The 23,689-nt window shown below is 62.2% G+C and carries 19 protein-coding genes; 11 read left to right on the top strand and 8 right to left on the bottom strand.

What is annotated here, in order from left to right; translation table 11 throughout:
* Nucleotide 1: 1 nt before the first annotated feature.
* The 5 genes from lysA to ACU688_RS17645 are packed head-to-tail and all read left to right on the top strand — an operon-like array spanning nt 2 to nt 4,407.
* A complete protein-coding gene (lysA, locus tag ACU688_RS17665) occupies nt 2–1,249 on the top strand; it encodes a diaminopimelate decarboxylase (protein ID WP_017736986.1) in 1,248 nt (415 codons plus the stop codon).
* Nucleotides 1,250–1,252: 3 nt separating this feature from the next.
* A complete protein-coding gene (gene dapF, locus ACU688_RS17660) occupies nt 1,253–2,083 on the top strand; it encodes a diaminopimelate epimerase (protein ID WP_448185771.1) in 831 nt (276 codons plus the stop codon).
* Between the two features lie 13 nt (nt 2,084–2,096).
* Nucleotides 2,097–2,813 carry a DUF484 family protein gene (locus ACU688_RS17655; protein WP_017736988.1) on the top strand — a complete coding sequence of 239 codons (717 nt, stop codon included), beginning with the start codon at nt 2,097–2,099 and terminating at the stop codon, nt 2,811–2,813.
* A 2-nt stretch (nt 2,814–2,815) separates the two neighbouring features.
* Nucleotides 2,816–3,715 (top strand): tyrosine recombinase XerC, encoded by a 900-nt coding sequence (xerC, locus tag ACU688_RS17650; RefSeq protein WP_207040362.1) that lies wholly within the window; start codon nt 2,816–2,818, stop codon nt 3,713–3,715.
* Nucleotides 3,712–4,407: an HAD family hydrolase gene (locus tag ACU688_RS17645; protein ID WP_448185770.1), complete on the top strand. Its 696-nt coding sequence runs from the start codon at nt 3,712–3,714 to the stop codon at nt 4,405–4,407. Before xerC ends, ACU688_RS17645 begins: the two co-directional genes overlap by 4 nt.
* A gap of 189 nt (nt 4,408–4,596) precedes the next feature.
* Here ACU688_RS17645 and sutA read toward each other — a convergent pair whose 3' ends face one another.
* The 3 genes from sutA to glnK form a co-directional block, all read right to left on the bottom strand.
* The gene (gene sutA, locus ACU688_RS17640; protein ID WP_017736991.1) at nt 4,597–4,932 is read right to left on the bottom strand and encodes a dormancy-specific transcriptional regulator SutA; all 336 of its coding nucleotides are present in this window, start codon (nt 4,930–4,932) and stop codon (nt 4,597–4,599) included.
* Between the two features lie 348 nt (nt 4,933–5,280).
* Nucleotides 5,281–6,618, bottom strand: coding sequence for an ammonium transporter (locus ACU688_RS17635; protein WP_010207459.1), 1,338 nt, complete (start codon nt 6,616–6,618; stop codon nt 5,281–5,283).
* A gap of 34 nt (nt 6,619–6,652) precedes the next feature.
* On the bottom strand, nt 6,653–6,991 hold the full coding sequence (gene glnK / locus ACU688_RS17630; protein ID WP_002555808.1) for a P-II family nitrogen regulator: 339 nt from the start codon (nt 6,989–6,991) through the stop codon (nt 6,653–6,655).
* A 421-nt stretch (nt 6,992–7,412) separates the two neighbouring features.
* Here glnK and ACU688_RS17625 point away from each other — a divergent pair, with 421 nt between their 5' ends.
* Together ACU688_RS17625 and ACU688_RS17620 are read left to right on the top strand one after the other, a co-directional pair.
* Entirely contained in the window at nt 7,413–7,673 is a 261-nt protein-coding gene (locus ACU688_RS17625) for an accessory factor UbiK family protein (protein WP_448185769.1), read from the top strand.
* A gap of 226 nt (nt 7,674–7,899) precedes the next feature.
* Complete coding sequence (locus tag ACU688_RS17620; RefSeq protein ID WP_448185768.1) at nt 7,900–9,402, top strand: YifB family Mg chelatase-like AAA ATPase; 1,503 nt, start codon at nt 7,900–7,902, stop codon at nt 9,400–9,402.
* 17 nt (nt 9,403–9,419) lie between these two features.
* Here the strand turns inward: ACU688_RS17620 and ACU688_RS17615 are convergent, their stop codons facing one another.
* On the bottom strand, nt 9,420–10,649 hold the full coding sequence (locus ACU688_RS17615; RefSeq protein WP_448185767.1) for a benzoate/H(+) symporter BenE family transporter: 1,230 nt from the start codon (nt 10,647–10,649) through the stop codon (nt 9,420–9,422).
* A 105-nt stretch (nt 10,650–10,754) separates the two neighbouring features.
* On the opposite strand from ACU688_RS17615, the gene pdxR reads away from it, so the two are divergent.
* Nucleotides 10,755–12,254, top strand: a complete 1,500-nt coding sequence (pdxR, locus tag ACU688_RS17610; RefSeq protein WP_448185766.1) for a MocR-like pyridoxine biosynthesis transcription factor PdxR — start codon at nt 10,755–10,757, stop codon at nt 12,252–12,254.
* Nucleotides 12,255–12,279: 25 nt separating this feature from the next.
* Here the strand turns inward: pdxR and ACU688_RS17605 are convergent, their stop codons facing one another.
* Both ACU688_RS17605 and ACU688_RS17600 read right to left on the bottom strand, forming a co-directional pair.
* Nucleotides 12,280–14,256 carry a methyl-accepting chemotaxis protein gene (locus ACU688_RS17605; protein WP_448185765.1) on the bottom strand — a complete coding sequence of 659 codons (1,977 nt, stop codon included), beginning with the start codon at nt 14,254–14,256 and terminating at the stop codon, nt 12,280–12,282.
* A 180-nt stretch (nt 14,257–14,436) separates the two neighbouring features.
* Nucleotides 14,437–15,354 carry a LysR substrate-binding domain-containing protein gene (locus tag ACU688_RS17600; protein ID WP_448185764.1) on the bottom strand — a complete coding sequence of 306 codons (918 nt, stop codon included), beginning with the start codon at nt 15,352–15,354 and terminating at the stop codon, nt 14,437–14,439.
* A gap of 150 nt (nt 15,355–15,504) precedes the next feature.
* Here ACU688_RS17600 and ACU688_RS17595 point away from each other — a divergent pair, with 150 nt between their 5' ends.
* Nucleotides 15,505–16,908 carry a NorM family multidrug efflux MATE transporter gene (locus ACU688_RS17595; protein ID WP_448185763.1) on the top strand — a complete coding sequence of 468 codons (1,404 nt, stop codon included), beginning with the start codon at nt 15,505–15,507 and terminating at the stop codon, nt 16,906–16,908.
* Nucleotides 16,909–17,031: 123 nt separating this feature from the next.
* On the opposite strand, the gene ACU688_RS17590 is transcribed toward ACU688_RS17595, so the two are convergent.
* Entirely contained in the window at nt 17,032–18,696 is a 1,665-nt protein-coding gene (locus tag ACU688_RS17590; RefSeq protein WP_448185762.1) for a putative bifunctional diguanylate cyclase/phosphodiesterase, read from the bottom strand.
* Nucleotides 18,697–18,951: 255 nt separating this feature from the next.
* Between ACU688_RS17590 and rep the strand changes: the two genes are divergently transcribed.
* Entirely contained in the window at nt 18,952–20,961 is a 2,010-nt protein-coding gene (rep, locus tag ACU688_RS17585; protein WP_448185761.1) for a DNA helicase Rep, read from the top strand.
* A gap of 57 nt (nt 20,962–21,018) precedes the next feature.
* Entirely contained in the window at nt 21,019–21,591 is a 573-nt protein-coding gene (locus ACU688_RS17580; protein ID WP_124526902.1) for a xanthine phosphoribosyltransferase, read from the top strand.
* Nucleotides 21,592–21,729: 138 nt separating this feature from the next.
* Here the strand turns inward: ACU688_RS17580 and ACU688_RS17575 are convergent, their stop codons facing one another.
* A complete protein-coding gene (locus tag ACU688_RS17575) occupies nt 21,730–23,652 on the bottom strand; it encodes an acetyl-CoA hydrolase/transferase C-terminal domain-containing protein (protein WP_448185760.1) in 1,923 nt (640 codons plus the stop codon).
* Nucleotides 23,653–23,689: the final 37 nt, after the last annotated feature.

Raw genomic sequence — 23,689 nt, 5'->3', positions numbered from 1 at the left:
CATGGACGCTTTTAACTACCGGGACGGCGAGCTGTTCGCGGAAGGCGTGGCGTTGTCCGCGATTGCCCAGCGCTTTGGCACCCCGACCTATGTGTACTCCCGAGCGCACATCGAAGCTCAATACCGCAGCTTTGCCGACGCGCTGGAAGGCACGCCGAGCCTGGTGTGCTACGCGGTCAAGGCCAACTCCAACCTGGGTGTACTGAATGTCCTGGCGCGTCTGGGCGCTGGTTTCGACATCGTCTCCCGTGGCGAGCTGGAACGTGTACTGGCCGCCGGCGGCCAGGCTGACAAGATCGTATTCTCCGGCGTCGGCAAGAGCCGCGAAGACATGCGCCGCGCCCTCGAAGTCGGCGTGCATTGCTTCAACGTCGAGTCCACCGACGAGCTGGAACGCCTGCAGGTGGTTGCCGCCGAGATGGGCGTTCGCGCGCCGATCTCCCTGCGCGTCAACCCGGACGTCGATGCCGGCACCCACCCGTACATTTCCACCGGTCTCAAAGAGAACAAGTTCGGCATCGCCATTGCCGACGCCGAGGACGTGTACATCCGCGCCGCCCAACTGCCGAACCTGGAAGTACTGGGCGTCGATTGTCATATCGGCTCGCAACTGACCACCCTGCCTCCGTTCATCGACGCCCTCGACCGCCTGCTGGCGCTGGTCGATCGTCTCGGCGAATGCGGCATCTACCTGCACCACATCGACCTCGGTGGCGGCGTGGGCGTGCGTTATCGCGACGAAGAGCCGCCGCTGATCGCCGACTACATCCAGGCCGTGCGCGAGCGCATCGAAGGCCGTGGCCTGACGCTGATGTTCGAGCCCGGCCGCTATATCGTCGCCAACGCTGGCGTGCTGCTGACCCAGGTCGAGTACCTCAAGCACACCGAGCACAAGGATTTCGCCATCGTCGATGCGGCGATGAACGACCTGATCCGCCCGGCGCTGTATCAGGCCTGGATGAATGTCACCGCCGTGGCGCCGCGCGACAGCGCAGCCCGCGCCTATGACATCGTCGGCCCGATCTGCGAGACCGGCGACTTCCTGGCCAAGGATCGTCAGCTGGCCCTGGAAGAAGGCGATCTGCTGGCCGTGCATTCAGCCGGTGCCTACGGGTTTGTCATGAGCTCCAACTACAACACCCGCGGCCGTACCGCCGAGGTGCTGGTGGACGGTGATCAAGCGTTTGAAGTGCGTCGCCGCGAGACGGTAGCCGAGTTGTATGCTGGCGAAAGCCTGCTGCCGGAGTAAGCCATGCTGCTGCGTTTTACCAAGATGCACGGGCTGGGCAATGACTTCATGGTCCTCGACCTGGTCAGCCAGCACGCGCACATCCTGCCCAAGCACGCCAAACAATGGGGTGACCGGCACACCGGCATTGGTTTCGACCAGTTGCTGATCGTCGAGGCGCCGAGCAACCCGGAGGTGGATTTCCGTTATCGGATCTTCAACTCCGACGGTTCCGAAGTGGAACAGTGCGGTAACGGCGCGCGCTGCTTCGCCCGTTTTGTGCTGGACAAGCGCCTGACCGCCAAGCGCCAGATCCGCGTCGAGACCAAGAGCGGCGTGATCGAGCTGGACATCCGCAGCGACGGCCAGATCAGCGTCAACATGGGCGCGCCACGCCTGGTGCCGGCGGACATTCCGTTCCAGGCCACCGAGCAGGCCACCAGCTACGCGGTGGATGTCGACGGCCAGATCGTCGACCTGGCAGCCGTGTCCATGGGCAACCCCCATGCGGTGCTGCGGGTCAGCGACATCAATAACGCGCCCGTGCATGAATTGGGGCCGAAGATCGAACACCACTCGCGCTTTCCCGCGCGGGTCAACGTAGGTTTCCTACAGGTGATCGACCGTTCCCGCGCGCAATTGCGCGTCTGGGAACGCGGCGCCGGCGAAACCCAGGCTTGCGGCACCGGTGCTTGCGCCGCGGCCGTGGCCGCGATCAGCCAGGGGTGGATGGATTCGCCGCTGCTGATCGACCTGCCCGGTGGACGTTTGTCCATCGAATGGGCAGGCCCAGGCCACCCGGTGCTGATGACCGGGCCGGCCTCGCGTGTATACGAAGGACAGGTCCGTCTATGAGTGAGCCCAGCTAATGACCGATAAGCCTCAAGTACCCGCACAAGCATCCCCGAGCGACAGCCTGGAGGCCGCAGCCGTCGCGGCGTACCTTGAGGCTAATCCGGACTTCTTCGTCCAGCACGAAGAACTGCTGCCGGCCCTGCGCATCCCCCACCAGCGTGGCGACACCGTGTCGCTGGTGGAGCGACAGATGAAGATCCTGCGCGAGCGCAATATCGAAATGCGCCACAAGCTCTCGCACTTGATGGACGTGGCCCGCGACAACGATCGCCTGTTCGAGAAAACCCGTCGCCTGATCCTCGCACTGATGGACGCCACCAGCCTGGAAGAAACGGTGATCGCCGTGGAAGACAGCCTGCGCCAGGATTTCCAGGTGCCTTTTGTCAGCCTGATCCTGTTCAGCGACAACCCCATGCCCGTGGGCCGTTGGGTCAGCGGCAGCGATGCGCAAACTGCCATTGGTGGCCTGCTGTCCGAAGGCAAGACCATCAGCGGCACCTTGCGCGAGCATGAGCTGGACTTTCTCTTCGGCGCCGAACAGCGCCAGCAGATCGGCTCTACCGCCGTGGTCGCCCTCAGCCATCAAGGCCTGCATGGCGTGCTGGCCATCGCCAGCCGTGATCCGGCGCACTACAAAAGCTCGGTGGGCACATTGTTCCTGACCTACATCGCCGAAGTGCTGGGCCGCGTGCTGCCACGTTTCACCACCGCCTTGCGCGCGGTGCGCTAGCCATGGAACGGCAACTGGACGCTTATTGCGCTCACCTGCGCAACGAGCGCCAGGTGTCGCCCCATACGCTGGAAGCCTACCGACGGGACTTGAACAAGGTCCTGGCGTTCTGTGAAAAACAACAGATCAGCAGCTGGAAAGCCCTGGATATCCAGAGCCTGCGCAGCCTGGTCGCACGCCTGCACCAGGCCGGCCAATCGTCTCCCAGCCTGTCACGCCTGCTGTCGGCGGTGCGCGGGCTCTATCACTATCTCAACCGTGAAGGCCTGTGTGACCACGACCCAGCCAACGGCCTGTCGCCGCCCAAGGGCGAACGGCGCCTGCCCAAGACTCTCGACACCGATCGCGCCCTGCAACTGCTGGATGGTGCGGTCGAAGACGACTTCCTCGCCCATCGCGACCAGGCGATCCTGGAGCTGTTCTATTCCTCGGGCCTGCGCCTGTCGGAGCTGACCGGCCTGAACCTGGATCAATTGGACCTGGCGGACGGCCTGGTGCAGGTACTCGGCAAGGGCAGCAAGACCCGCGTGCTGCCGGTGGGCCGCAAAGCCCGCGAGGCCCTGCAACTGTGGCTGCCGTTGCGGCTGCTGACCAACCCGGCCGACGATGCGGTGTTTGTCAGCCAGCAAGGCCGGCGCCTGGGGCCGCGCGCCATCCAGTTGCGCGTCAAGGCCGCCGGCGAGCGCGAACTAGGGCAGAACCTGCACCCGCACATGCTGCGGCACTCGTTTGCCAGCCATATGCTGGAGTCGTCCCAGGACTTGCGCGCCGTGCAGGAACTGCTCGGCCACGCCGATATCAAGACTACGCAGATCTACACCCATCTGGATTTCCAACACCTGGCAACGGTGTACGACAGCGCCCATCCACGGGCCAAACGCATCAAGGGCGGCGACTCATGAGTATCAAGCTGATCACCTTCGACCTGGACGACACACTCTGGGACAACGTACCCGTCATCATCAGCGCCGAAGCGTCGATGCGCGAATGGCTGGCCACCCATGCGCCCAAGGTCGGCGAGTTGCCGCTGGAACATTTCGCCAACCTGCGCCAGCGGGTTCTGGAGCGCGACCCCGAGCTGAAACACCGCATCAGCATCCTGCGTCATCGGGTGTTGACCCACGCCTTTGAAGAAGCCGGTTATCCACAGCCCGAGGCCACGCAAATGGCCGATGTGTGCTTTGAAGCGTTCATCCATGCACGCCATCAGCTGACCCCGTTCCCTGAAGCCGAACCGATGCTGCAAGCGCTGCGCCAGCACTTCCTGCTGGGAGTGATCACCAACGGCAATGCCGATGTGCAGCGCGTCGGGCTGGCCGATTACTTCCACTTTGCCCTGCGTGCCGAAGATATCGGCATCGCCAAGCCGGATGCGCGACTGTTCCAGGAAGCGATGAAACGCGGCGGCGTGGAGGCCAGTGCGGCGGTGCATATCGGCGATCATCCGGGGGATGACATTGCCGGGGCGCAACAGGCGGGGCTGCGGGCGGTGTGGTTTAACCCGACGGGTAAGGCGTGGGACGCGGATAAGCGCCCGGATGCCGAGATTTGTAACCTGGCGGAATTGCCAGGGTTGCTGCGCAACTGGACCTGACACCGAACCCAATGTGGGAGCTGGCTTGCCTGCGATAGCGGTGGGTCAGAGAACACAGTACTGGCTGACAGACCGCCATCGCAGGCAAGCCAGCTCCCACAGGGTATTGCTGTGCCCTGATGAGTTTATTCCAGGCATGAAAAAGCCCGCAGCGACGGCGGGCTTTTTCCTACAAGCAGGTGGCTGACCTCAGATAGGTCGGCTGCCGTACTTGTTATCCGGCTTCTTCGGTGGATCGGCCACCACGTTGGCCTCGACTTCCTGCACTTTGCCGCCTTTAGCGAGGAATTCTTCCATCGCACGGGCCAGCGCATCGCGCTCTTTGTTCTTGGCTTCAACGCTAGGCAGTTCGTCTACCGAAACAGCGGCCTTGGCTTTGCCTTTGGCTTTGGGTGCTGCGTCGCCGTCGCCACTGTCCTCGGCTTCGTCGGCACCGTCGTCAACGGCTGCAGCGTCAAGACCTTCATCGGTCTCGTCGTCATCACCTACTTCGAGGTCGTCGTTTTCCAGATCATCGTCGCTCATGTTCTACCTCATGACTTGCGAAAAGCAGATTAGTTATAGCCCAGCTTCATCCTCTGTCGAGGCCGCCGGAAAAAAATCAACATCCACTGGATAACCAGTGGCTTATGCCCCGTCACCGTGAAAGGTGCCGAGGACTTCACAAGCAGCGCCATGATCACGCTGCTCGCCCAGATAAATACAGTTTTGCGCCCATCGGCGCGCATTCTAGCGCGCTCTGGGAAAAAACAAAGTGCCGAATACGCCTACATGCCTGTAAGACATTCGCATGCGGGGACGCGCCGCGTGCTCTCTCTCACAAACACCAGACAAAAAAATGCCCGGCAAGCCGGGCATCTTTTTTTCGCGTACTTACAAGTTGTAGCCGCGTTCGTTGTGTTGCGCCAGGTCGAGGCCGACAGCCTCTTCCTCTTCGGTGACCCGCAGGCCCATGACCATGTCCAGCACCTTGAGGATGACGTAGGTCACGATTGCCGTGTAGATCACAGTGAAGCCGACGCCTTTGCACTGGATCCAGACCTGTGCAGCCACGTCAGTCACGGTGCCGAAGCCGCCCAATGCGGGGGCTGCGAACACACCGGTGAGGATCGCACCGACGATACCGCCGATACCGTGCACGCCGAATGCGTCCAGGGAGTCGTCGTAGCCCAGCTTGCGCTTGAGGCTGGTGGCGCAGAAGAAGCAGATCACACCGGCCACCAGGCCGATCACCAGGGCGCCCATCGGGCCCACGGTGCCCGCAGCTGGCGTGATTGCAACCAGGCCGGCTACAACGCCCGAGGCAATGCCCAGTGCGCTTGGCTTACCGTGGGTGATCCACTCGGCGAACATCCAGCCCAGCGCCGCAGCAGCGGTAGCGATCTGGGTGACCAGCATCGCCATGCCGGCGGTGCCGTTGGCCGCAGCGGCGGAACCGGCGTTGAAGCCGAACCAGCCGATCCACAGCATGGCTGCACCGATCAGGGTGTAACCGAGGTTGTGCGGTGCCATTGGGGTGGTCGGGAAGCCTTTGCGCTTGCCGAGCACGATGCACGCCACCAGGCCAGCCACACCGGCGTTGATGTGCACCACGGTGCCGCCGGCGAAGTCCAGCACGCCCCAGTCCCACATCAGGCCACCGTTGCCGCTCCAGACCATGTGCGCAATCGGCGCATAGACCAGGGTGAACCAGATCGCCATGAAGATCAGCATTGCGGAGAACTTCATACGCTCGGCAAACGCACCGACGATCAGTGCCGGGGTGATGATGGCGAAGGTCATCTGGAAGGTGATGAACACCGCCTCAGGGAACAATGCCGCAGGCCCGGTGATGCTGGCCGGGGTCACGCCCGCCAGGAACGCCTTGCCCATGCCGCCGAAGAAGGAGTTGAAGTTGACGACGCCCTGTTCCATACCGGTGGTATCGAACGCGATGCTGTAGCCGTAGACAACCCACAGGATGCTGATCAGACCAGTGATGGCGAAGCACTGCATCATCACCGACAGAATATTTTTGGAGCGGACCATGCCGCCGTAGAACAGCGCCAGGCCAGGGATAGTCATGAACAGCACCAGTGCGGTGGCGGTCAGCATCCAGGCGGTGTCGCCGGAGTTGAGGACTGGAGCAGCCACTTCATCTGCCGCCATGGCCAGGCTTGGCATTACGATGGACAACAGGGCTCCGAGCCCTGCGAATTTACGCAGAGTCATATTGTTTTCTCCTGGGGCGTTGGGGTTTGGCGGCTTAGATTGCGTCGGTATCGGTTTCGCCGGTACGGATGCGAATAGCCTGTTCCAGATTGACCACGAAGATCTTGCCGTCACCGATCTTGCCGGTGTTGGCCGCCTTGGTTATCGCCTCGATAACCCGGTCAAGATCCTTGTCGTCAATGGCGACATCAATCTTCACCTTCGGCAGGAAATCGACCACGTATTCCGCGCCGCGATACAGCTCGGTGTGACCCTTCTGCCGACCGAAGCCTTTGACCTCAGTGACGGTAATGCCCTGCACGCCGATCTCGGACAACGACTCGCGTACATCGTCCAACTTGAACGGCTTGATGATGGCAGTGACTAGCTTCATGAAAACTCTCTCCCGAATTGGTGGACTTGCCCCAGGAAAACAAACCCGTCTCAAGTCTAAGCGCAGTGCCTGGCTTTGTAACGCGTCGTCGCGAAGGCAATTGCCTTTGTGACGCCAGCGATCCATTGGTGACGAAACCTGTACCCCTGATCCGTCGGCGCACTGCATTCGTCACAGCGACTGCATCAGTGCATGGGTCATGATCGTCTAAGCAGAAACCTTGCCAGCTCCGTAAAAATCACTGAAATCAGTCCTTTGCCCACTTTTGCCCACCGTCGGGACTTTTCGGCGGCCACAATGCGCACAAAAACAGTGCGCCGCTGTACGGCGCATTGCGCGAAAAGCGTGCGCGGCGGCGGTAAAAAAGACTATAGACGCCGCGTGATACACTGCCGGCCAACAGTTTCTCGGAATATTTCCCATGCTCGCGCCCAAAGACCTCCTCGACGCCCTGAGCGGCCACGCCTCTCGCCTGTTCAGCGGCGAAACCCCGCTGCCCCGCACCGAAATCGAAAGCCAGTTCAAGGCGCTGCTGCAAAGCGGCTTCAGCAAGCTCGACCTGGTGAGCCGGGAAGAGTTTGACAGCCAGATGGTCGTGCTGGCCCGCACACGTGCGCGGCTTGAGAGCCTGGAAGCGAAAGTCGCCGAACTGGAAGCGCGATTGACCCCCGCTGCCGAGTAACTGACTCAACTCGGTCAAAATGTGGGAGCTGGCTTGCCTGCGAAGGCGGTGGATCAGCTAGTTGATCTGTGACTGACACACCGCATTCGCGGGCAAGCCAGCTCCCACATTTGTTCTGTGTTGCTCTTTGGATACGTTCTGTAAAACCTCCCCGCCTCGCTCTTCCCCACCTCGTCTACCCTTGAAAAACCCGCAGGAAGCGGCCTCTCCATTTCAAGGAACGATCATGTCCCTCGCCATCGTCCACAGCCGCGCCCAAGTCGGCGTCGAAGCCCCGGCGGTCACCGTCGAAGTGCATATGGCCAATGGTTTGCCGTCGCTCACCCTGGTGGGCCTGCCCGAAACCGCCGTCAAGGAAAGCAAGGACCGCGTACGCAGCGCCATCCTCAATAGCGCGCTGCAATACCCAGCCCGCCGCATCACCCTCAACCTCGCGCCCGCCGACCTGCCCAAGGATGGCGGGCGTTTTGACCTGGCGATTGCCCTGGGCATCCTGGCCGCCAGCGTGCAGGTGCCGGCGCTGATGCTTGATGAGGTGGAATGCCTGGGCGAACTAGCGCTGTCCGGCGCGGTACGTGCGGTGAAGGGTGTATTGCCAGCGGCATTGGCGGCACGCAAGGCCGGGCGCACCGTGATAGTGCCCAGGGCGAATGCCGAGGAAGCGTGCCTGGCGTCGGGCTTGAAGGTGATTGCGGTGGATCATCTGTTGCAGGTCGTGGCGCACCTGAACGGGCACCAACCGATTGAACCTTACAAATCCGATGGCTTGTTGTACTTGAACAAGCCCTACCCGGACTTGAGCGAAGTACAGGGCCAACTCGCGGCCAAGCGCGCGCTGTTGATTGCGGCAGCGGGCGCACACAACCTGCTGTTCAGCGGGCCTCCCGGAACCGGCAAGACCTTGCTCGCCAGCCGCCTGCCCGGTTTGTTGCCGCCACTGAGCGAGCAGGAAGCACTGGAAGTGGCGGCGATTCAATCCGTGGTCAGCCTGGCACCCCTGAGCCATTGGCCGCATCGACCGTTTCGTCAGCCGCACCATTCGGCGTCAGGCCCGGCCTTGGTGGGCGGCGGATCGAAGCCGCAGCCGGGAGAAATCACCCTGGCCCATCACGGCGTATTGTTTCTGGATGAGTTGCCGGAGTTTGATCGCAAGGTGCTGGAGGTTCTGCGCGAGCCATTGGAATCGGGGCACATCGTCATCTCCCGCGCCCGCGACCGGGTGAGCTTTCCCGCACGCTTTCAGTTGGTGGCGGCGATGAACCCCTGCCCCTGTGGCTACATGGGCGAACCCAGCGGGCGCTGTCGCTGTACGCCGGAGCAGGTCCAGCGCTATCGCAACAAGCTCTCCGGGCCGTTGCTGGACCGGATCGACCTGCACCTGACCGTCGCCCGGGAGACCACCGCGTTGAACCCGACAGCGCACACTGGCGACAACACGGCCACCGCGTCGGCGCTGGTGGCCCAGGCCCGGGAGTGCCAGCAAAACCGCCAGGGCTGCGCCAATGCGTTCCTGGATTTGCCTGGGCTGCGCCAGCATTGCACGCTGTCCAAGCCGGATGAAGCCTGGCTGGAAAGCGCGTGCGAGCGGCTGACCCTGTCCCTGCGCGCCGCCCACCGGCTGCTGAAAGTCGCGCGCACCCTGGCGGACCTGGAGCACACGCAGGCGATCGGTCGCCAACACATTGCCGAAGCCCTGCAATACCGGCCCAGCAGCGTGCAGCCAGGGTGATCACCGATAGACGGGCCTTATTGCGTGGCGCCCTTGATCGAAACGTCTGCTGTCGTCTTTCTCCTTGGCAGGCGGCCATTGAGCAGCGCATACGCCGCCAGCCCGATCAACAGCCCCCAAAACGCCCCGCCTATGCCCAGCAGGGTGATATTGGCGGCGCACGCCAGAAAGGTGATCAGCGACGCCTCACGAGATTTGGCGTCAGCCATGGCGCTGGCCAGGCTGGCGCCGATGGTGCCGAGCAAGGCCAGCCCGGCCAGCGTGATAATGAAGGAGGCCGGGAACGCCATGAACACCGCGGCCAGCGTCACCCCGAACACCCCGATGAGGATGTAGAACACACCTGCGGCAACCCCCGCGATCCAGCGTTTGGACGGTTCCTGAGAGGCTTCCTTGCCGGTACAGATGGCGGCGGTGATGGCCGCCACGTTGAACGCGTGGGAGCCAAAGGGCGCCATTAGCAGTGAGCCCAGCCCGGTCACCGTGAGGATCGGGTTGGCGCTGATCTTGAAGCCATCGTTGCGCAGCACCAGCATGCCCGGCATGTACTGCCCCGTCAGCGTGATCAGAAACAACGGCAGTGCGACGCTGAGCAGCGCATTGAGCGAAAACTCAGGCCGAGTGAACACCGGCGCCGCCAATTGCAGGGATAGCCCCGAAAGATCCACACGCTCCTGCGCCAACAGAAACGCCAGCCCCAGCACCAGAATGCCCACGACTGCATAACGCGCGGTAAACCGCTTGAGCAGGATGTAAGCGGCGATCAGCAATCCGACCAACACTGGGTCGAGGCTCATACCCGCAAACGCGCCAACCCCAAACGGCAGCAGGATACCGGCGAGCAGCGCGGCGGCGATGCCGGGCGGAATCAAGCGGATGAGTTTTTCGAAACAGCCTGACAACCCCAGCAACACAAAGGCGGCAGCTGACAGCATGTACGCACCGACCGCCTCGGCGTAGGGCGTCGTGGACAGCGCAACCACCAGAAACGCCGCGGCGGGCGTCGACCACGCGGTGATGATCGGCTGGCGGTTTGCCCAACTGAGATACAACCCGGTGACGCCAACGCCAATCGACACCGACCACACCCACGACGCCGTCAGCTCAGGGCTGAGCCCCGCAACCCTGGCCGCCTGGAACACCAGGATAAAGGTGCCGCCATAATTGACGATCACCGAAATGAGCCCGGCAATCACGGGGTGGAAAAGGTCGCGCCAGCGCAGCGGCGACGAGAGCGGAGAGGACATGGGGCTTTGCTCCTTGCGGTGGATAGGTGATAGCAGCAAGGGTTAAAGTCTACGGACAGACTGGCCTGCCGCTACCGGCCAATTCATCAAGGATGAGCAGACCGCATGGCAAAATCGTTCGAGCTGGAAACGCTGCAGATGCGGCTCAATGATGCTGAATTCCGCCTGCTGGACCTGCACCAGCGAATCCAGCGCGCATTGCGGGCGCTGATCTTCGACGGCGCACTGGCACCCGGATTGAAACTGCCGGCGACGCGGGTGTTGGCCAAATCACTCGGGCTTGCCCGCGACACGGTGGAAAACGCCTACGTGCAGTTGCACCGCGATGGTTTCATCGTGCGCCGCGCAGGCTCTGGCAGTTATGTGTGCGACGCCATCGGCGCAGAATTGCGCGGCGCCTCACGCCGACGCATCAAGGCCGACGCCGTCAAAAGCAACGAGGCGGCGAACGGCGCAGGCTTGAGTCTGCGCGGGCAGATGATCCTCGACAGCGGTGGCGTGAACGATCAACAGGTCATCAAGGCATTTGCCACCGGCCTGCCGGAAACCCGGACATTTGCGACGGACGTCTGGGAACGCCTGCAACGTCAGGTGCTGAAGGACCATCGCAGCAACGTGCTGTTGCACGGCGACCCGCAGGGCGCTGAGCCGCTGCGTAAAGCCATCGCCACCTACTTGAACCTGGAGCGCGGGGCGAAATGCTCGCCGGACCAGGTCCTGGTGCTGAGCAGCACGCGCCAGGCGCTGTTCCTCTGCGCACAGTTGCTGGTGGACGTCGGCAAACCGATCCTGCTGGAGAACCCGGGGTACTTTGGCGCGAAAAAGGCGTTTGAAACCGCCGAGGCCAGGGTTGTGCCGATCGATGTGGATGAACAGGGCATCCGCACCGACCTGCTGCACGCCGACCGCAGCGGCGCCCATTGCGTGTATGTGACGCCCTCCCACCAATACCCGACCGGCGCCACCTTGACCCTGGAACGGCGTCTTGAGTTGATCAACTGGGCAGCGGAAAAGGGCAAGTGGATCATCGAGGACGACTACGACAGCGAGTTTCACTACCAAGGTAAACCCACCGCCTGCGTGCAGGGCCTGGACAAGTACCGGCGCACGCTTTACATCGGCACCTTCAGCAAGACCCTCTACCCCGGCCTGCGCATGGGCTACATGGTGCTGCCAGCCGAGCTGGTCAACGCTTTCACCTACGCCCGCAGCATGATGGACGGCCACACCCCGCAGATCCTGCAACTGACGCTCGCGCGCTTCATGGAGGACGGGCATTACAACGCCCACGTACGGGCCATGCGCAAACTCTACGGCGCACGCCAAACGATCATGTTGGAGGCTATCGGCAAGCATCTGCACGGCGTGGTGACAGCCTGTCGCCCGCCGGGCGGGCTGCAAATCCCGTGCTTGCTGCACGAAGGCTGGTCGGAAGATACAACCATTCGCCAAGCCGCCAGCGCCGGGGTGCAGTTGCCCGGTCTCAGCCGGTTATATGCCGGCGCTGAAAAAAAGCAGGGCTGGCTGCTGGGCTATTCGTCCTTGAACGCCCAGGAAATCGAAACCGCCATGCTGCGCTTGGCCGGTGCGCTGAAAAAACCATAAGGAACCAGGCGCACCGTGTTTGCCGTCAACGGAAGCGATCGACCTCTTGGCGCAAGCCTGCCGCCAACGTCTCCAGCTCCTTGGCGGTAATCGCCAGGTTCGACACCACTTCACGCTGCTCACTGTTGGCCAGCGCAATGCTTTGCAAGTTGCTACTGAGCAACGTCGCCGTGCTGCTCTGTTCCTGAGTCGCCGTGGTAATCGCGGCAAACTGCTGGCCCGCCGAACGGCTTTGCTCGTCGATCCGCGCCAGGGCCGAGGCTACGTCGGCGTTGCGCGACAGGCCTTCCTGCATCAGCACATTGCCGTGCTCCATGGTAGTGATAGCGTTGCCGGTTTCCTGCTGGATGCTCTGGATCATCGCGGAAATCTCGTCGGTGGCCTCGCGGGTGCGCGACGCCAGGTTGCGCACCTCATCGGCAACCACGGCAAACCCACGGCCCTGCTCACCGGCACGGGCGGCTTCAATGGCGGCGTTGAGCGCCAGCAGGTTGGTCTGGTCGGCGATGGAGGTAATCGTGCCGACAATTCCGCCGATCTCCTGGGAACGCTGGCCAAGGGTGTTGATCACCGTGGCCGTGCTGTTCAACGCGGTGGCGATATGTTCCAGGGACGACGACGCCTCTTGCATCGAATTACGGCCGATGCGCGTCTGCTGGGCGTTTTCCTGTGCGAGACGCTCGGTGTTGCCCATGTTGTCGGCGATGTTCAGCGAGGTGGCGCTGAACTCTTCCACGGCGCCGGCCATGCTGGTGATCTCGCCAGACTGCTGTTCCATGCCGTCATAGGCACCGCCAGACAACCCGGACAACGCCTGCGCCCGGCTGTTGACCTCTTCGGCCGCCTTGCGGATATGCGAGACCATGGTCGACAGCGCTTCACCCATCTGGTTGAAGCTGCGCGCCAGTTGGCCGATTTCGTCATGGCTGGACACGTTCAAGCGCGCGCTCAAATCGCCGGCGCCCAGGGCTTCGGCTTGGCGTACCAGGTCGCTCAACGGCTGCAATTTGCTGCGCAACAGCCAGACGGCCGCGCCGACCGCCAGCAACATCGCCAGCACGCTGCCGATCACCAGGCGAATACCCACGGCCCAGGTGACGGCGCGGATCTCAGCCTTCGGCATGCTTGCCACCACCGACCACGGGCCGCCATCGAACGGCACCGCGACGCTGTAGAAGTCTTCGTTCTTGTCACTCCAGAACCGCCCGGCACCCGGCTTTTTCGCCAGGTCGAGAATCACCGGGACCGCCTGGTCCAGCGCCTGCACGCCTGCCGGTGGCACCAGCCACTTCTTCTGCTCATCGAGCAACGCCAAGGAACCGGTCTGGCCGATGCGAAAGCGCTTGAGGTTGTCGAACTGGGCGTTCTGCGCGTCGGTGTAATCGAAGCCCACAAACAGCACGGCAATGACTTTTCCTGCAGCGTCGCGTACCGGCGTGTACTGGGTCATGTAGGAACGTTCGAACAACACCGCACGGCCGACATAGCTCTGCCCGGCCAACAAGCGTTGATAGGCCGGATGCTGGTGATCCAGCGCAGTGCCGATGGCGCGGCTGCCATCCTGTTTGGTCAGGGAGGTGCTGACGCGGATAAAGTCCTCGCCGTTGCGCACAAACACCGTGGCCACGCCGCCCGAGGTGTCCTTGAACTCATCGACTTCGGCGAAATCGTTATTCAACAGGTCGCTGCCCAGGTAGAGGCTCGGGGTCTGTACGCCGGCCACGGTGACCGGCTGGTCCGCACGCACGCTCAAACCGGCGCCAAAGCGCTTCTCAAACAGCCCGCTCAAACGCTGGGTGCTTTCGCGCAAGGTGCTGTGGAAGGTATTGAGCTGGTCGGCGAGCAGGCGTGCTTCGCTGGCCAGGTGCTCCTCGCGGGTGTCGAGGTTGGCGGAGTCGAGGGAACGCAAGGCAAACACGGTACTGCCGCTGATGACGACAGCCAGAATCACGGCGAGCGCGAGGCCCAGCTGGGAGGCAATCCGAGCGCGAGGTTGAGACATGACAGCTCCTGGCCGAGGCCAGGATCATCCTGATCTCATAGCGCTGCTCGGCAATTTATCTAGTGGGAAGCGTTGGGGCACGATGGTTCCAACACACCTACTTCGGCGTGCGCGGGCAATACTTGAGCGATTCACAGGGTTATCGCGCAAACGATTGCATGAACGGTGCGCAACGCATCATTACAGGCGCTCGACCTGGGGCAATTCCATGGCCTTGACTTCGCTTTGCAGGAAGTCCGCCAGCCGCCGCAATCGCTCACCGCCGGGGCGGGTTTTCGGCCACACCAGGTAGTAACTTTCCCCACTGGCCACCGCGCTGGGCCACGGCAGGCTCAAGCGCCCCTGGGCCACATCTTCGGCCACCATCAGCAAATCCCCGATGGACACGCCGTAGCCCCGCGCGGCGGCGATCATGCCCAGCTCAAGGGTGTCGAATACCTGCCCGCCCTTGAGCGATACCTGCGACGACAAGCCCATGCGCCCCAGCCAACTGCGCCAATCGCGACGGTCGGGCGTAGGATGCAACAACTCGGCCGTCGCCAGGCGTGCGGCGTCCCACGGCCCGTCGTCCAGCAGGTTCGGAGCGCCAACCGGAATCAGCAGCTCCGGGAACAGGTAGCACGCGTCCCAATCCGCAGGGAAATGCCCATAGCTCAATAACACCGCGCAGTCGAAGGGCTCCTGGTTGAAGTCCACCTCATCCACATTCATCCACGCGCTGGTCAACTGCACTTCGTTACCCGGCTGCAATGCTCGGAAACGACTGAGCCGCGCCAGCAGCCAGCGCATGGTCAGGGTGGAAGGCGCCTTCATGCGCAGGATGTCATCTTCGGCATTCAAGGTATGGCAAGCGCGCTCCAGTGCCGCAAACCCCTCGCGCACGCCGGGCAACAACAGGCGCGCGGCTTCCGTGAGCTGCAAGGTGCGGCCGCTGCGCTGGAACAGGCGGCAGGCGAAATGATCCTCAAGGGTGCGGATATGTCGGCTCACCGCACTTTGCGTAATCGACAGTTCCTCCGCCGCGCGGGTGAAGGAGTTGTGCCGGGACGCGGCCTCAAACGCCCGCAGGGCGTACAGCGGAGGAAGACGACGAGACATATAGAAAACTCCTACGGATCAATGCCGCACCCTAACAGATTAGCTATACATGAGTTTTAGTCATGCCAATGATCGCTTTTATCCCTTTGCGCAATGGCCTGGACACGCCGAGAATCAACCCTTCCACAACCCTCTGACTATTTGAGCGTGATGATCATGCAGCATCCGGCACGTACCGAACTCTGGGCCATTCTGCGGCTGTCGGGGCCGTTGATTGCCTCACAGTTGGCGCACATGCTGATGGTGTTGACCGACACCCTGATGATGGCCCGCCTGAGCCCCGAAGCCCTGGCAGGCGGCGGCCTGGGCGCGGCGAGCTATTCGTTCGTGGCGATTTTCTGCATCGGCGTGATTGCCGCCGTGGGCACGCTAGTGGCGATCCGTCACGGCGCGGGCGATATCGACGGCGCCACCCGCCTGACCCAGGCCGGTTTGTGGCTCGCCATGCTGATGGCCCTGGCGGCGGCGTTGCTGCTGTGGAACCTCAAGCCGGTGCTGCTGATGTTTGGCCAGACCGAAACCAACGTGCAGGCGGCGGGGCAGTTCCTCACGATCCTGCCCTTCGCCCTGCCCGGCTACCTGAGCTTCATGGCCTTGCGCGGCTTCACCAGCGCCATCGGCAAAGCCACGCCGGTGATGGTCATCAGCCTGTGCGGCACGGTGATCAACTACTTGCTCAACCATGCCTTGATCGAGGGCATGTTCGGCCTGCCGAAACTGGGCTTGATGGGCATCGGCCTGGTCACGGCCATCGTCGCCAACGGCATGGCGCTGGCGCTGATGTGGTACATCCGCAGCAACCGTGCTTATGCCGCCTACCCGTTGGGCACTGGCCTGCTGCGCCTCAACACCACCTACCTGCGCGAGCTGTGGCGCCTGGGCCTGCCGATTGGCGGCACCTATGCGGTAGAGGTCGGGTTGTTCGCCTTCGCGGCGCTGTGCATGGGCACCATGGGCAGCACGCAGTTGGCGGCGCATCAGATCGCCCTGCAGATTGTCTCGGTGGCGTTCATGGTGCCGGCGGGGATGTCCTACGCGGTGACCATGCGCATCGGCCAGCATTACGGCGCCGGGCAGTTGCTGCAGGCTCGCCTGGCTGGCCGGGTCGGGATTGGTTTTGGGGCAACGGTGATGCTCGGGTTTGCCGCCGTGTTCTGGCTGTTGTCCGACCCGTTGATCGGGCTGTTCCTTGACCACAATGACCCGAAGTTTCACGACGTGATCGTGCTGGCCGTCAGCCTGTTGGCCGTGGCGGCGTGGTTTGAATTGTTCGACGGTGTGCAGACCATCGCCATGGGCTGTATCCGTGGGCTGAAGGACGCCAAGACCACATTCCTGGTGGGCCTGGGTTGCTATTGGCTGATTGGTGCGCCGGCGGCGTGGCTGATGGCGTTCACCCTGGGCTGGGGGCCGACTGGCGTATGGTGGGGCCTGGCGCTGGGGCTGGCGTGTGCGGCGGTGAGCCTGACGTGGGCGTTTGAGGCGAAGATGAAGCGGATGATTCGGCGGGAGCCGCAGGTTCGCGCTGAGTTCCAGGCGATGCAGCCTGACTAGAAAATGCACGCGGTCAGTGTGGGTGCTGGCTTGCCTGCGATGCTGACAACTCGGTCTTCCAGCAAAACCGAGGTGATTCAATCGCAGGCAAGCCAGCTCCCACATTTGAATGTGGTTTGCAATTCAGCCCAGCAGTGCTTCTCGGCCTTTGCCATAGGTGAGGTATTCCACCAACTCCGGCAACGGCAACGGCTTGCTGATCAGGTAACCCTGAGCCTGGTCACACCCAAACAACCGCAACAACGCCAGCTGCTCAGGGGTTTCCACACCCTCGGCCACCACTTCCAGGTTGAGGTTGTGGGCCAGGTTGATCATCGCGTGCACCAGCTTGCGGTTCTCTTCGCGCTCTTCCATGCCGCCGACAAAGCTCTTGTCGATCTTCAACAAGGCAATCGGCAGGCTGTTGAGGTGCACGAACGATGAAAAACCGGTGCCGAAGTCATCCAGGGAAAAGCGCACGCCCAGGCGGCCGAGGGCGTCCATGGTCTGCTTGACCAGGTCGCTGCGGCGCATCACGGCGGTTTCCGTCAGTTCGAATTCCAGCCATTGCGCTTCCACGCCACGTTCGGCAATCAGCCGGCTGAGGGTGGAGAGCAACTGGCTGTCCTGGAACTGACGGAACGACAGGTTGACCGCCATGTGCAGCGGCGGCAGGCCGCGTTCGCGCAAGTCCTGCATGTCGCGTAGGGCGCGGGAGATCACCCAGTAACCCAGCGGCACAATCAGGCCGCTTTGCTCGGCCAGGGGCACGAATTCGCTGGGCGGCAACAGGCCACGTTCGCCGTGGCGCCAGCGCACCAAGGCTTCGAGGCCGACGATATGCCCGTCGTCCAGGTCCAGGCGCGGCTGGTAGTGCAGCTCCAGTTCGTCGCGGCGCAAGGCCCGGCGCAGCTCGCTTTCCAGGTCGGCCAGGCTGCGCGCGTTGCGGTTGATGCGTTCGTTGAAGATATGAAAGGTGCAACCCTGGGTGCTTTTGGCTTGCTGCATGGCGATATGCGCGTGCCACATCAGTGGGTCGGCACCGGCGCTGGCACGGGCGTGTGCCACGCCCAGGCTGCAACCGATCAGCAGGCTTTCGCCATCGACCCAATAGGGTTCGGCCATGACTTCGGTGATGCGCTCGGCCATCCACTCGGCGCGCTGGGGCGCACGGCGGGTGTCGATCAGCAAGGCGAATTCATCACTGCCCAGGCGCGCCAGTTGGTCACCGGCCTCCAGCTGGCTCTTGAGCCGCGAGACCACTTGCAGGATCAACCGGTCGCCGGCCTGGTGGCCGAGGGCGTCGTTGGCGTGGCGGAAGTTATCGAGGTCCAGGTGACCGAGCGCCAGGCCGCGCCCTTCGTTCTCCGCCAGCCGCGCCGCCAGCAGCGTCTGGAAACCCTGGCGGTTGGCGATACCGGTGAGCGGGTCCTGTTCGGCCAGGCGTTGCAGGGTGGTTTCCAGCACGCCGCGTTCGCGAACATGGCGCAGGCAGCGGCGCAGGGTGTCGGCGTCCAAAACGGTGCGCACCAGCCAGTCGCTGACACCCAACGGTGAAACCAGCGGTTCCTGCTCCAGCAGCAAAACGCACGGCAAGCTGCAACGGCCGGGGCCCGGTTGCAGGCCTGGCGTGGTCAATAGCACGGCACCGTGGTCGTCATCGAACAGACGACTTACGGAATCCCAATTTGGCGCGCTGATCAGCACAGCCCCATCGCCCATCGGCGCCAGGCACTCGCGCAACAACGCTGCCCACGCGGGCTCATCGGCCAGCAGCAGCAAACGCAAGGGTTCGACAGGCGTAGACAAGCTAGCTCCCTAGACTCTGCAAGATTTCGTTGGCGGCGGGCATTATGACGTGCGGCCTGATAATCACCAATGATAGGGGTTATCAAACACGCAGATTGTAAACAATAGTCTCAAATGCCCTGACATCCTGCGGCAAAGTATCAAAACCGGCAAATTTAGATCGAGTGGTACGTCACACTGTCGTTCTGACAGAGCAGAATCCTGCCAGCCTGTTAAAATGCCCGCCCTTTTGAATAACGACTCCCTGAATTCTGTATGTCCCGACTCAATCCCCGGCAGCAAGAAGCCGTGAACTACGTCGGCGGCCCTCTATTGGTGCTCGCCGGCGCAGGCTCCGGCAAGACCAGCGTGATCACCCGCAAGATCGCGCACCTGATCCAGAACTGCGGCATCCGCGCCCAGTACATCGTCGCCATGACCTTTACCAACAAGGCGGCGCGGGAAATGAAAGAGCGCGTCGGCACCCTGCTCAAGGGTGGCGAGGGCCGTGGCCTAACGGTGTGTACGTTCCACAACCTGGGCCTGAACATCATCCGCAAGGAACACGTGCGGCTGGGCTACAAGCCGGGCTTCTCGATCTTTGACGAGACCGATGTGAAGTCGCTGATGACTGACATCATGCAAAAGGAATACGCAGGCGACGACGGCGTGGACGAGATCAAGAACATGATCGGCGCCTGGAAAAACGACCTGATCCTGCCGCCCCAGGCCCTGGAAAACGCACGCAACCCCAAGGAACAGACCGCCGCCATCGTCTACACCCATTACCAGCGCACGCTCAAGGCGTTCAACGCGGTGGACTTTGACGACCTGATCCTGCTGCCCGTGAAGCTGTTCGAAGAACACGCCGACATTCTGGAGAAGTGGCAGAACAAGGTGCGCTACCTGCTGGTGGACGAATACCAGGACACCAACGCCAGCCAGTACCTGCTGGTGAAAATGCTCATCGGCAAGCGCAACCAGTTCACCGTAGTGGGCGACGACGACCAGTCGATCTACGCCTGGCGCGGCGCCCGCCCGGAAAACCTGATGCTGCTCAAGGACGACTACCCGTCCCTGAAAGTGGTGATGCTGGAGCAGAACTACCGCTCCACCAGCCGCATCCTGCGGTGCGCCAACGTGCTGATCTCGAACAACCCCCACGAGTTTGAAAAACAACTGTGGAGTGAGATGGGCCACGGCGACGAGATCCGTGTGATCCGCTGCCGCAACGAAGATGCAGAAGCCGAACGCGTGGCGGTGGAAATCCTCAGCCTGCACTTGCGCACCGACCGGCCCTACAGCGATTTCGCGATTCTCTATCGCGGCAACTACCAGGCCAAGCTGATCGAGCTGAAATTGCAGCACCACCAGGTGCCGTATCGCCTGTCAGGTGGCAACAGCTTTTTCGGACGCCAGGAAGTGAAAGACCTGATGGCCTACTTCCGGCTGATCGTGAACCCGGATGACGACAACGCCTTCCTGCGCGTGATCAACGTGCCGCGCCGGGAAATCGGTTCCACCACCCTGGAAAAGCTCGGCAACTACGCCACCGAACGCAAGATCTCGATGTACGCCGCCACCGACGAAATCGGCCTCGGCGAGCATTTGGATACCCGCTTCACCGACCGCCTGTCGCGCTTCAAGCGCTTCATGGACAAGGTCCGCGAGCAGTGCGCCGGCGAAGACCCGATCAGCGCCCTGCGCAGCATGGTCATGGACATCGACTATGAAAACTGGCTGCGCACCAACAGCTCCAGCGACAAGGCCGCGGATTACCGCATGGGCAACGTCTGGTTCCTGATCGAAGCGCTGAAAAACACTCTGGAAAAAGACGAAGACGGCGAGATGACCGTCGAGGACGCCATCGGCAAGCTGGTGCTGCGCGACATGCTGGAGCGCCAGCAGGAAGAGGAAGACGGCGCCGAAGGTGTGCAGATGATGACCTTGCATGCCTCCAAGGGCCTGGAATTCCCCTACGTGTTCATCATGGGCATGGAAGAGGAAATCCTCCCACACCGCTCCAGTATCGAAGCTGACACCATCGAAGAAGAACGCCGACTGGCCTACGTGGGCATTACCCGCGCCCGTCAGACCCTGGCCTTCACCTTTGCCGCCAAGCGCAAGCAATACGGCGAGATCATCGATTGTGCCCCCAGCCGGTTCCTCGACGAACTGCCGCCGGACGACCTGGCCTGGGAAGGCAATGACGACACCCCGACCGAGGTGAAGGCCGTTCGCGGCAACACCGCCTTGGCGGACATACGCGCGATGTTAAAGCGCTAGAATCGACTACTTTTTAATCTACTTTCGGCGCGCATTGCGTCAACAGAGGAAGCTTTCGTGGAAGCACTGCACAAGAAAATTCGCGAAGAAGGCATCGTGCTTTCCGATCAGGTACTCAAGGTCGACGCCTTTCTGAACCACCAGATCGATCCGGCGCTGATGAAACTGATCGGCGACGAATTCGCTGCGCTGTTCAAGGATTCGGGCATCACCAAGATCGTCACCATCGAAGCTTCGGGCATTGCGCCGGCGATCATGACCGGCCTGAACCTGGGCGTACCGGTGATTTTCGCGCGCAAGCACCAGTCCCTGACCCTGACTGAAAACCTGCTGTCGGCGACCGTGTATTCGTTCACCAAGCAGGTAGAAAGCACCGTGGCGATCTCCCCGCGCCACCTCACCAGCAGCGACCGCGTGCTGGTGATCGATGACTTCCTGGCCAACGGCAAGGCGTCCCAGGCGCTGATTTCGATCATCAAGCAGGCGGGCGCAACCGTTGCCGGCTTGGGGATCGTGATCGAGAAGTCGTTCCAGGGTGGCCGTGCGGAGCTGGATGCGCAGGGTTATCGGGTTGAGTCGCTGGCGCGGGTTAAATCGTTGGCCGGTGGTGTAGTGACCTTCATCGAGTAAGCACCACTCCTGAGCGGGCACGGTTAAAAATGTGGGAGCTGGCTTGCCTGCGATAGCGGAGTGTCAGGCGACATCAATGTCGCTGTACCACCGCTATCGCAGGCAAGCCAGCTCCCACAGTTGGTTTCGTGGTGTTTGTTAGTGTGCGGTGGCCTGTAGACCTGCGAGCAAGAGCCGCTGGTACAAATCCTCTTTGAGCCCCTCCGGGCTATCCAACCCCATCCGCTTCAAGTGCCCGGGAAACACCTCCGGCTCCGGCGCATCGAACGCCGCCTTGCCCAACTCCAAAATCTCCGTCAGCTTGAATTTGCTCTTGAGCCAGTTCAACGCGCGCAACAGATCCCGCTCTTCATCGCTGAAATCGCTGCCCAGCGGATATTCCGGGAACAACCGCTGATGCCGCGCCTGGATAGCCTGGAGGCGCTCCGGCGTATTGTCGGCAAAGCGCACATCCAGCTGGAAATCCCCGGGCAACTTGCCGGCCTTTTGCGCTTGCTCGATCAAATCGCCCTGGAAACGTGAGTCGGTGATATTGAGCAACGCCTCGATCACCTTGGCGTCCGTCTGACCGCGCAAATCGGCGATGCCGTACTCGGTGATGACGATATCCCGCAGATGCCGGGGAATGGTGCAGTGGCCATAGTCCCAGACGATATTGGAACTGACCTCCCCCGCCGACTCGCGCCAACTGCGCAGGATCAGGATCGACCGAGCACCTTCCAGCGCATGGCCCTGGGCGACGAAGTTGTACTGCCCGCCGACGCCGCTGAGCACGCGGCCATCTTCCAACTGGTCGGCCACACCGGCGCCGAGCAAGGTCACCATGATCGCGCTGTTGATAAACCGCGCGTCCAGGCGTTGCAGGCGCTTGAGCGCTTCCTGGCCGTACAGCTCGTTGATGTAGCTGATGCGGGTCATGTTGAATTCAAGGCGCTTGCCGTGGGTCATTTCCTGCAGGCGCTGGTAAAAACTGCGCGGACCGAGGAAGAAACCGCCGTGGATCGAGACGCCATCGGGTTGTGCCGCCTCATCGAGCAGGCCAGCATTGGCTTGCTCCTGGGTCGCCACATCCGGGTAGACCTTACGCCGCACAATCCCGGCATCCGCCAGCACCAGCAGGCCGTTGACGAACATTTCGCTGCAACCGTAAAGGCCACGGGCGAAGGGCTCGACGCCGCCTTCACGGCTGATCAATGGCGCCCACTGGTACACATCGAGGTCGGTCAGCAGCAAACGATAGGCTTCGTTGTCGGCCTGGCGCGCCAACAATGCAGCGGTGAGCGCATCACCCATCGAGCCGATGCCGATCTGCAAGGTGCCGCCATCGCGCACCAAAGTGCTGGCGTGCAGGCCGATAAAGTGATCCTGGACCCCCACCGGCATGTTCGGCGTGGAGAACAGCGTGGTGCTGTCTTTTTCGTCGATCAGGTAATCGAACGCGTCCATGCCCAGCTCGGAATCGCCGGGCATGTAGGGCAAGTCGGTATGAACCTGGCCGACGATCAGAATGGTTTCCCCGGCATCGCGGCGCTTGGCGATCATCGGCAGTAGGTCGAGGGTGATGTCCGGGTTGCAACTCAGGCTCAGCCGATCGGGGTGTTCGCTGCTGCTGGCCACCAGTTGCGCCACCAGGTTCAAGCCGGCGGCGTTGATATCGCGGGCGGCGTGGCTGTAGTTGCTGCTCACGTAATCCTGCTGGGCCGAGGTGCTGTGCAGCAGGCTGCCGGGCTGCATGAAGAACTGCTGCACGCGGATGTTGTTGGGCAGGCTGTCTTTGCGCAGGGCGGCGAGGAAATCCAGCTCGGGATAATCACCAAACACCCGCTCGATAAAGGGTTCGAGAAAGCGCTTCTGCAAGCCGTCGCCTAGCGGTGGGCGGCCGAGGCTGAGTGCGGTGTAGATCGTCAGCGCCCGCTCCGGCAGCTTGGCGATGCGCCGGTACAGCGCATTGACGAACAAGTTGGGTTTGCCCAGCCCAAGCGGCATGCCCATGTGGATATGCGCTGGCAAGCGCGCCAGTACGTCGTCAACTGCCTGCTCGATTGAACACAACTGCACCATCCGACCCTCCTGAACATTCCGTGATTAGGGGTTGGAC

This window comes from Pseudomonas acericola (SeqCode) (genome assembly GCF_053456465.1).
The sequence above is the reverse complement of the archived record's forward strand: the minus strand, read 5'-3'. Positions and strand labels throughout refer to the sequence as shown.

Excerpts from the sequence above, each read along its gene's own strand:
- ACU688_RS17600 (WP_448185764.1), bottom strand. The coding sequence starts at position 15,354 with ATGTCTCGTCGTCTTCCTCCGCTGTACGCCCTGCGGGCGTTTGAGGCC.
- ACU688_RS17595 (WP_448185763.1), top strand. The coding sequence starts at position 15,505 with ATGATCATGCAGCATCCGGCACGTACCGAACTCTGGGCCATTCTGCGG.
- pdxR (WP_448185766.1), top strand. The coding sequence starts at position 10,755 with ATGGCAAAATCGTTCGAGCTGGAAACGCTGCAGATGCGGCTCAATGAT.
- ACU688_RS17635 (WP_010207459.1), bottom strand. The coding sequence starts at position 6,618 with ATGACTCTGCGTAAATTCGCAGGGCTCGGAGCCCTGTTGTCCATCGTA.
- ACU688_RS17655 (WP_017736988.1), top strand. The coding sequence starts at position 2,097 with ATGACCGATAAGCCTCAAGTACCCGCACAAGCATCCCCGAGCGACAGC.
- xerC (WP_207040362.1), top strand. The coding sequence starts at position 2,816 with ATGGAACGGCAACTGGACGCTTATTGCGCTCACCTGCGCAACGAGCGC.
- lysA (WP_017736986.1), top strand. The coding sequence starts at position 2 with ATGGACGCTTTTAACTACCGGGACGGCGAGCTGTTCGCGGAAGGCGTG.
- sutA (WP_017736991.1), bottom strand. The coding sequence starts at position 4,932 with ATGAGCGACGATGATCTGGAAAACGACGACCTCGAAGTAGGTGATGAC.
- dapF (WP_448185771.1), top strand. The coding sequence starts at position 1,253 with ATGCTGCTGCGTTTTACCAAGATGCACGGGCTGGGCAATGACTTCATG.
- ACU688_RS17575 (WP_448185760.1), bottom strand. The coding sequence starts at position 23,652 with ATGGTGCAGTTGTGTTCAATCGAGCAGGCAGTTGACGACGTACTGGCG.
- ACU688_RS17620 (WP_448185768.1), top strand. The coding sequence starts at position 7,900 with ATGTCCCTCGCCATCGTCCACAGCCGCGCCCAAGTCGGCGTCGAAGCC.
- ACU688_RS17605 (WP_448185765.1), bottom strand. The coding sequence starts at position 14,256 with ATGTCTCAACCTCGCGCTCGGATTGCCTCCCAGCTGGGCCTCGCGCTC.
- ACU688_RS17645 (WP_448185770.1), top strand. The coding sequence starts at position 3,712 with ATGAGTATCAAGCTGATCACCTTCGACCTGGACGACACACTCTGGGAC.
- rep (WP_448185761.1), top strand. The coding sequence starts at position 18,952 with ATGTCCCGACTCAATCCCCGGCAGCAAGAAGCCGTGAACTACGTCGGC.
- glnK (WP_002555808.1), bottom strand. The coding sequence starts at position 6,991 with ATGAAGCTAGTCACTGCCATCATCAAGCCGTTCAAGTTGGACGATGTA.
- ACU688_RS17625 (WP_448185769.1), top strand. The coding sequence starts at position 7,413 with ATGCTCGCGCCCAAAGACCTCCTCGACGCCCTGAGCGGCCACGCCTCT.
- ACU688_RS17615 (WP_448185767.1), bottom strand. The coding sequence starts at position 10,649 with ATGTCCTCTCCGCTCTCGTCGCCGCTGCGCTGGCGCGACCTTTTCCAC.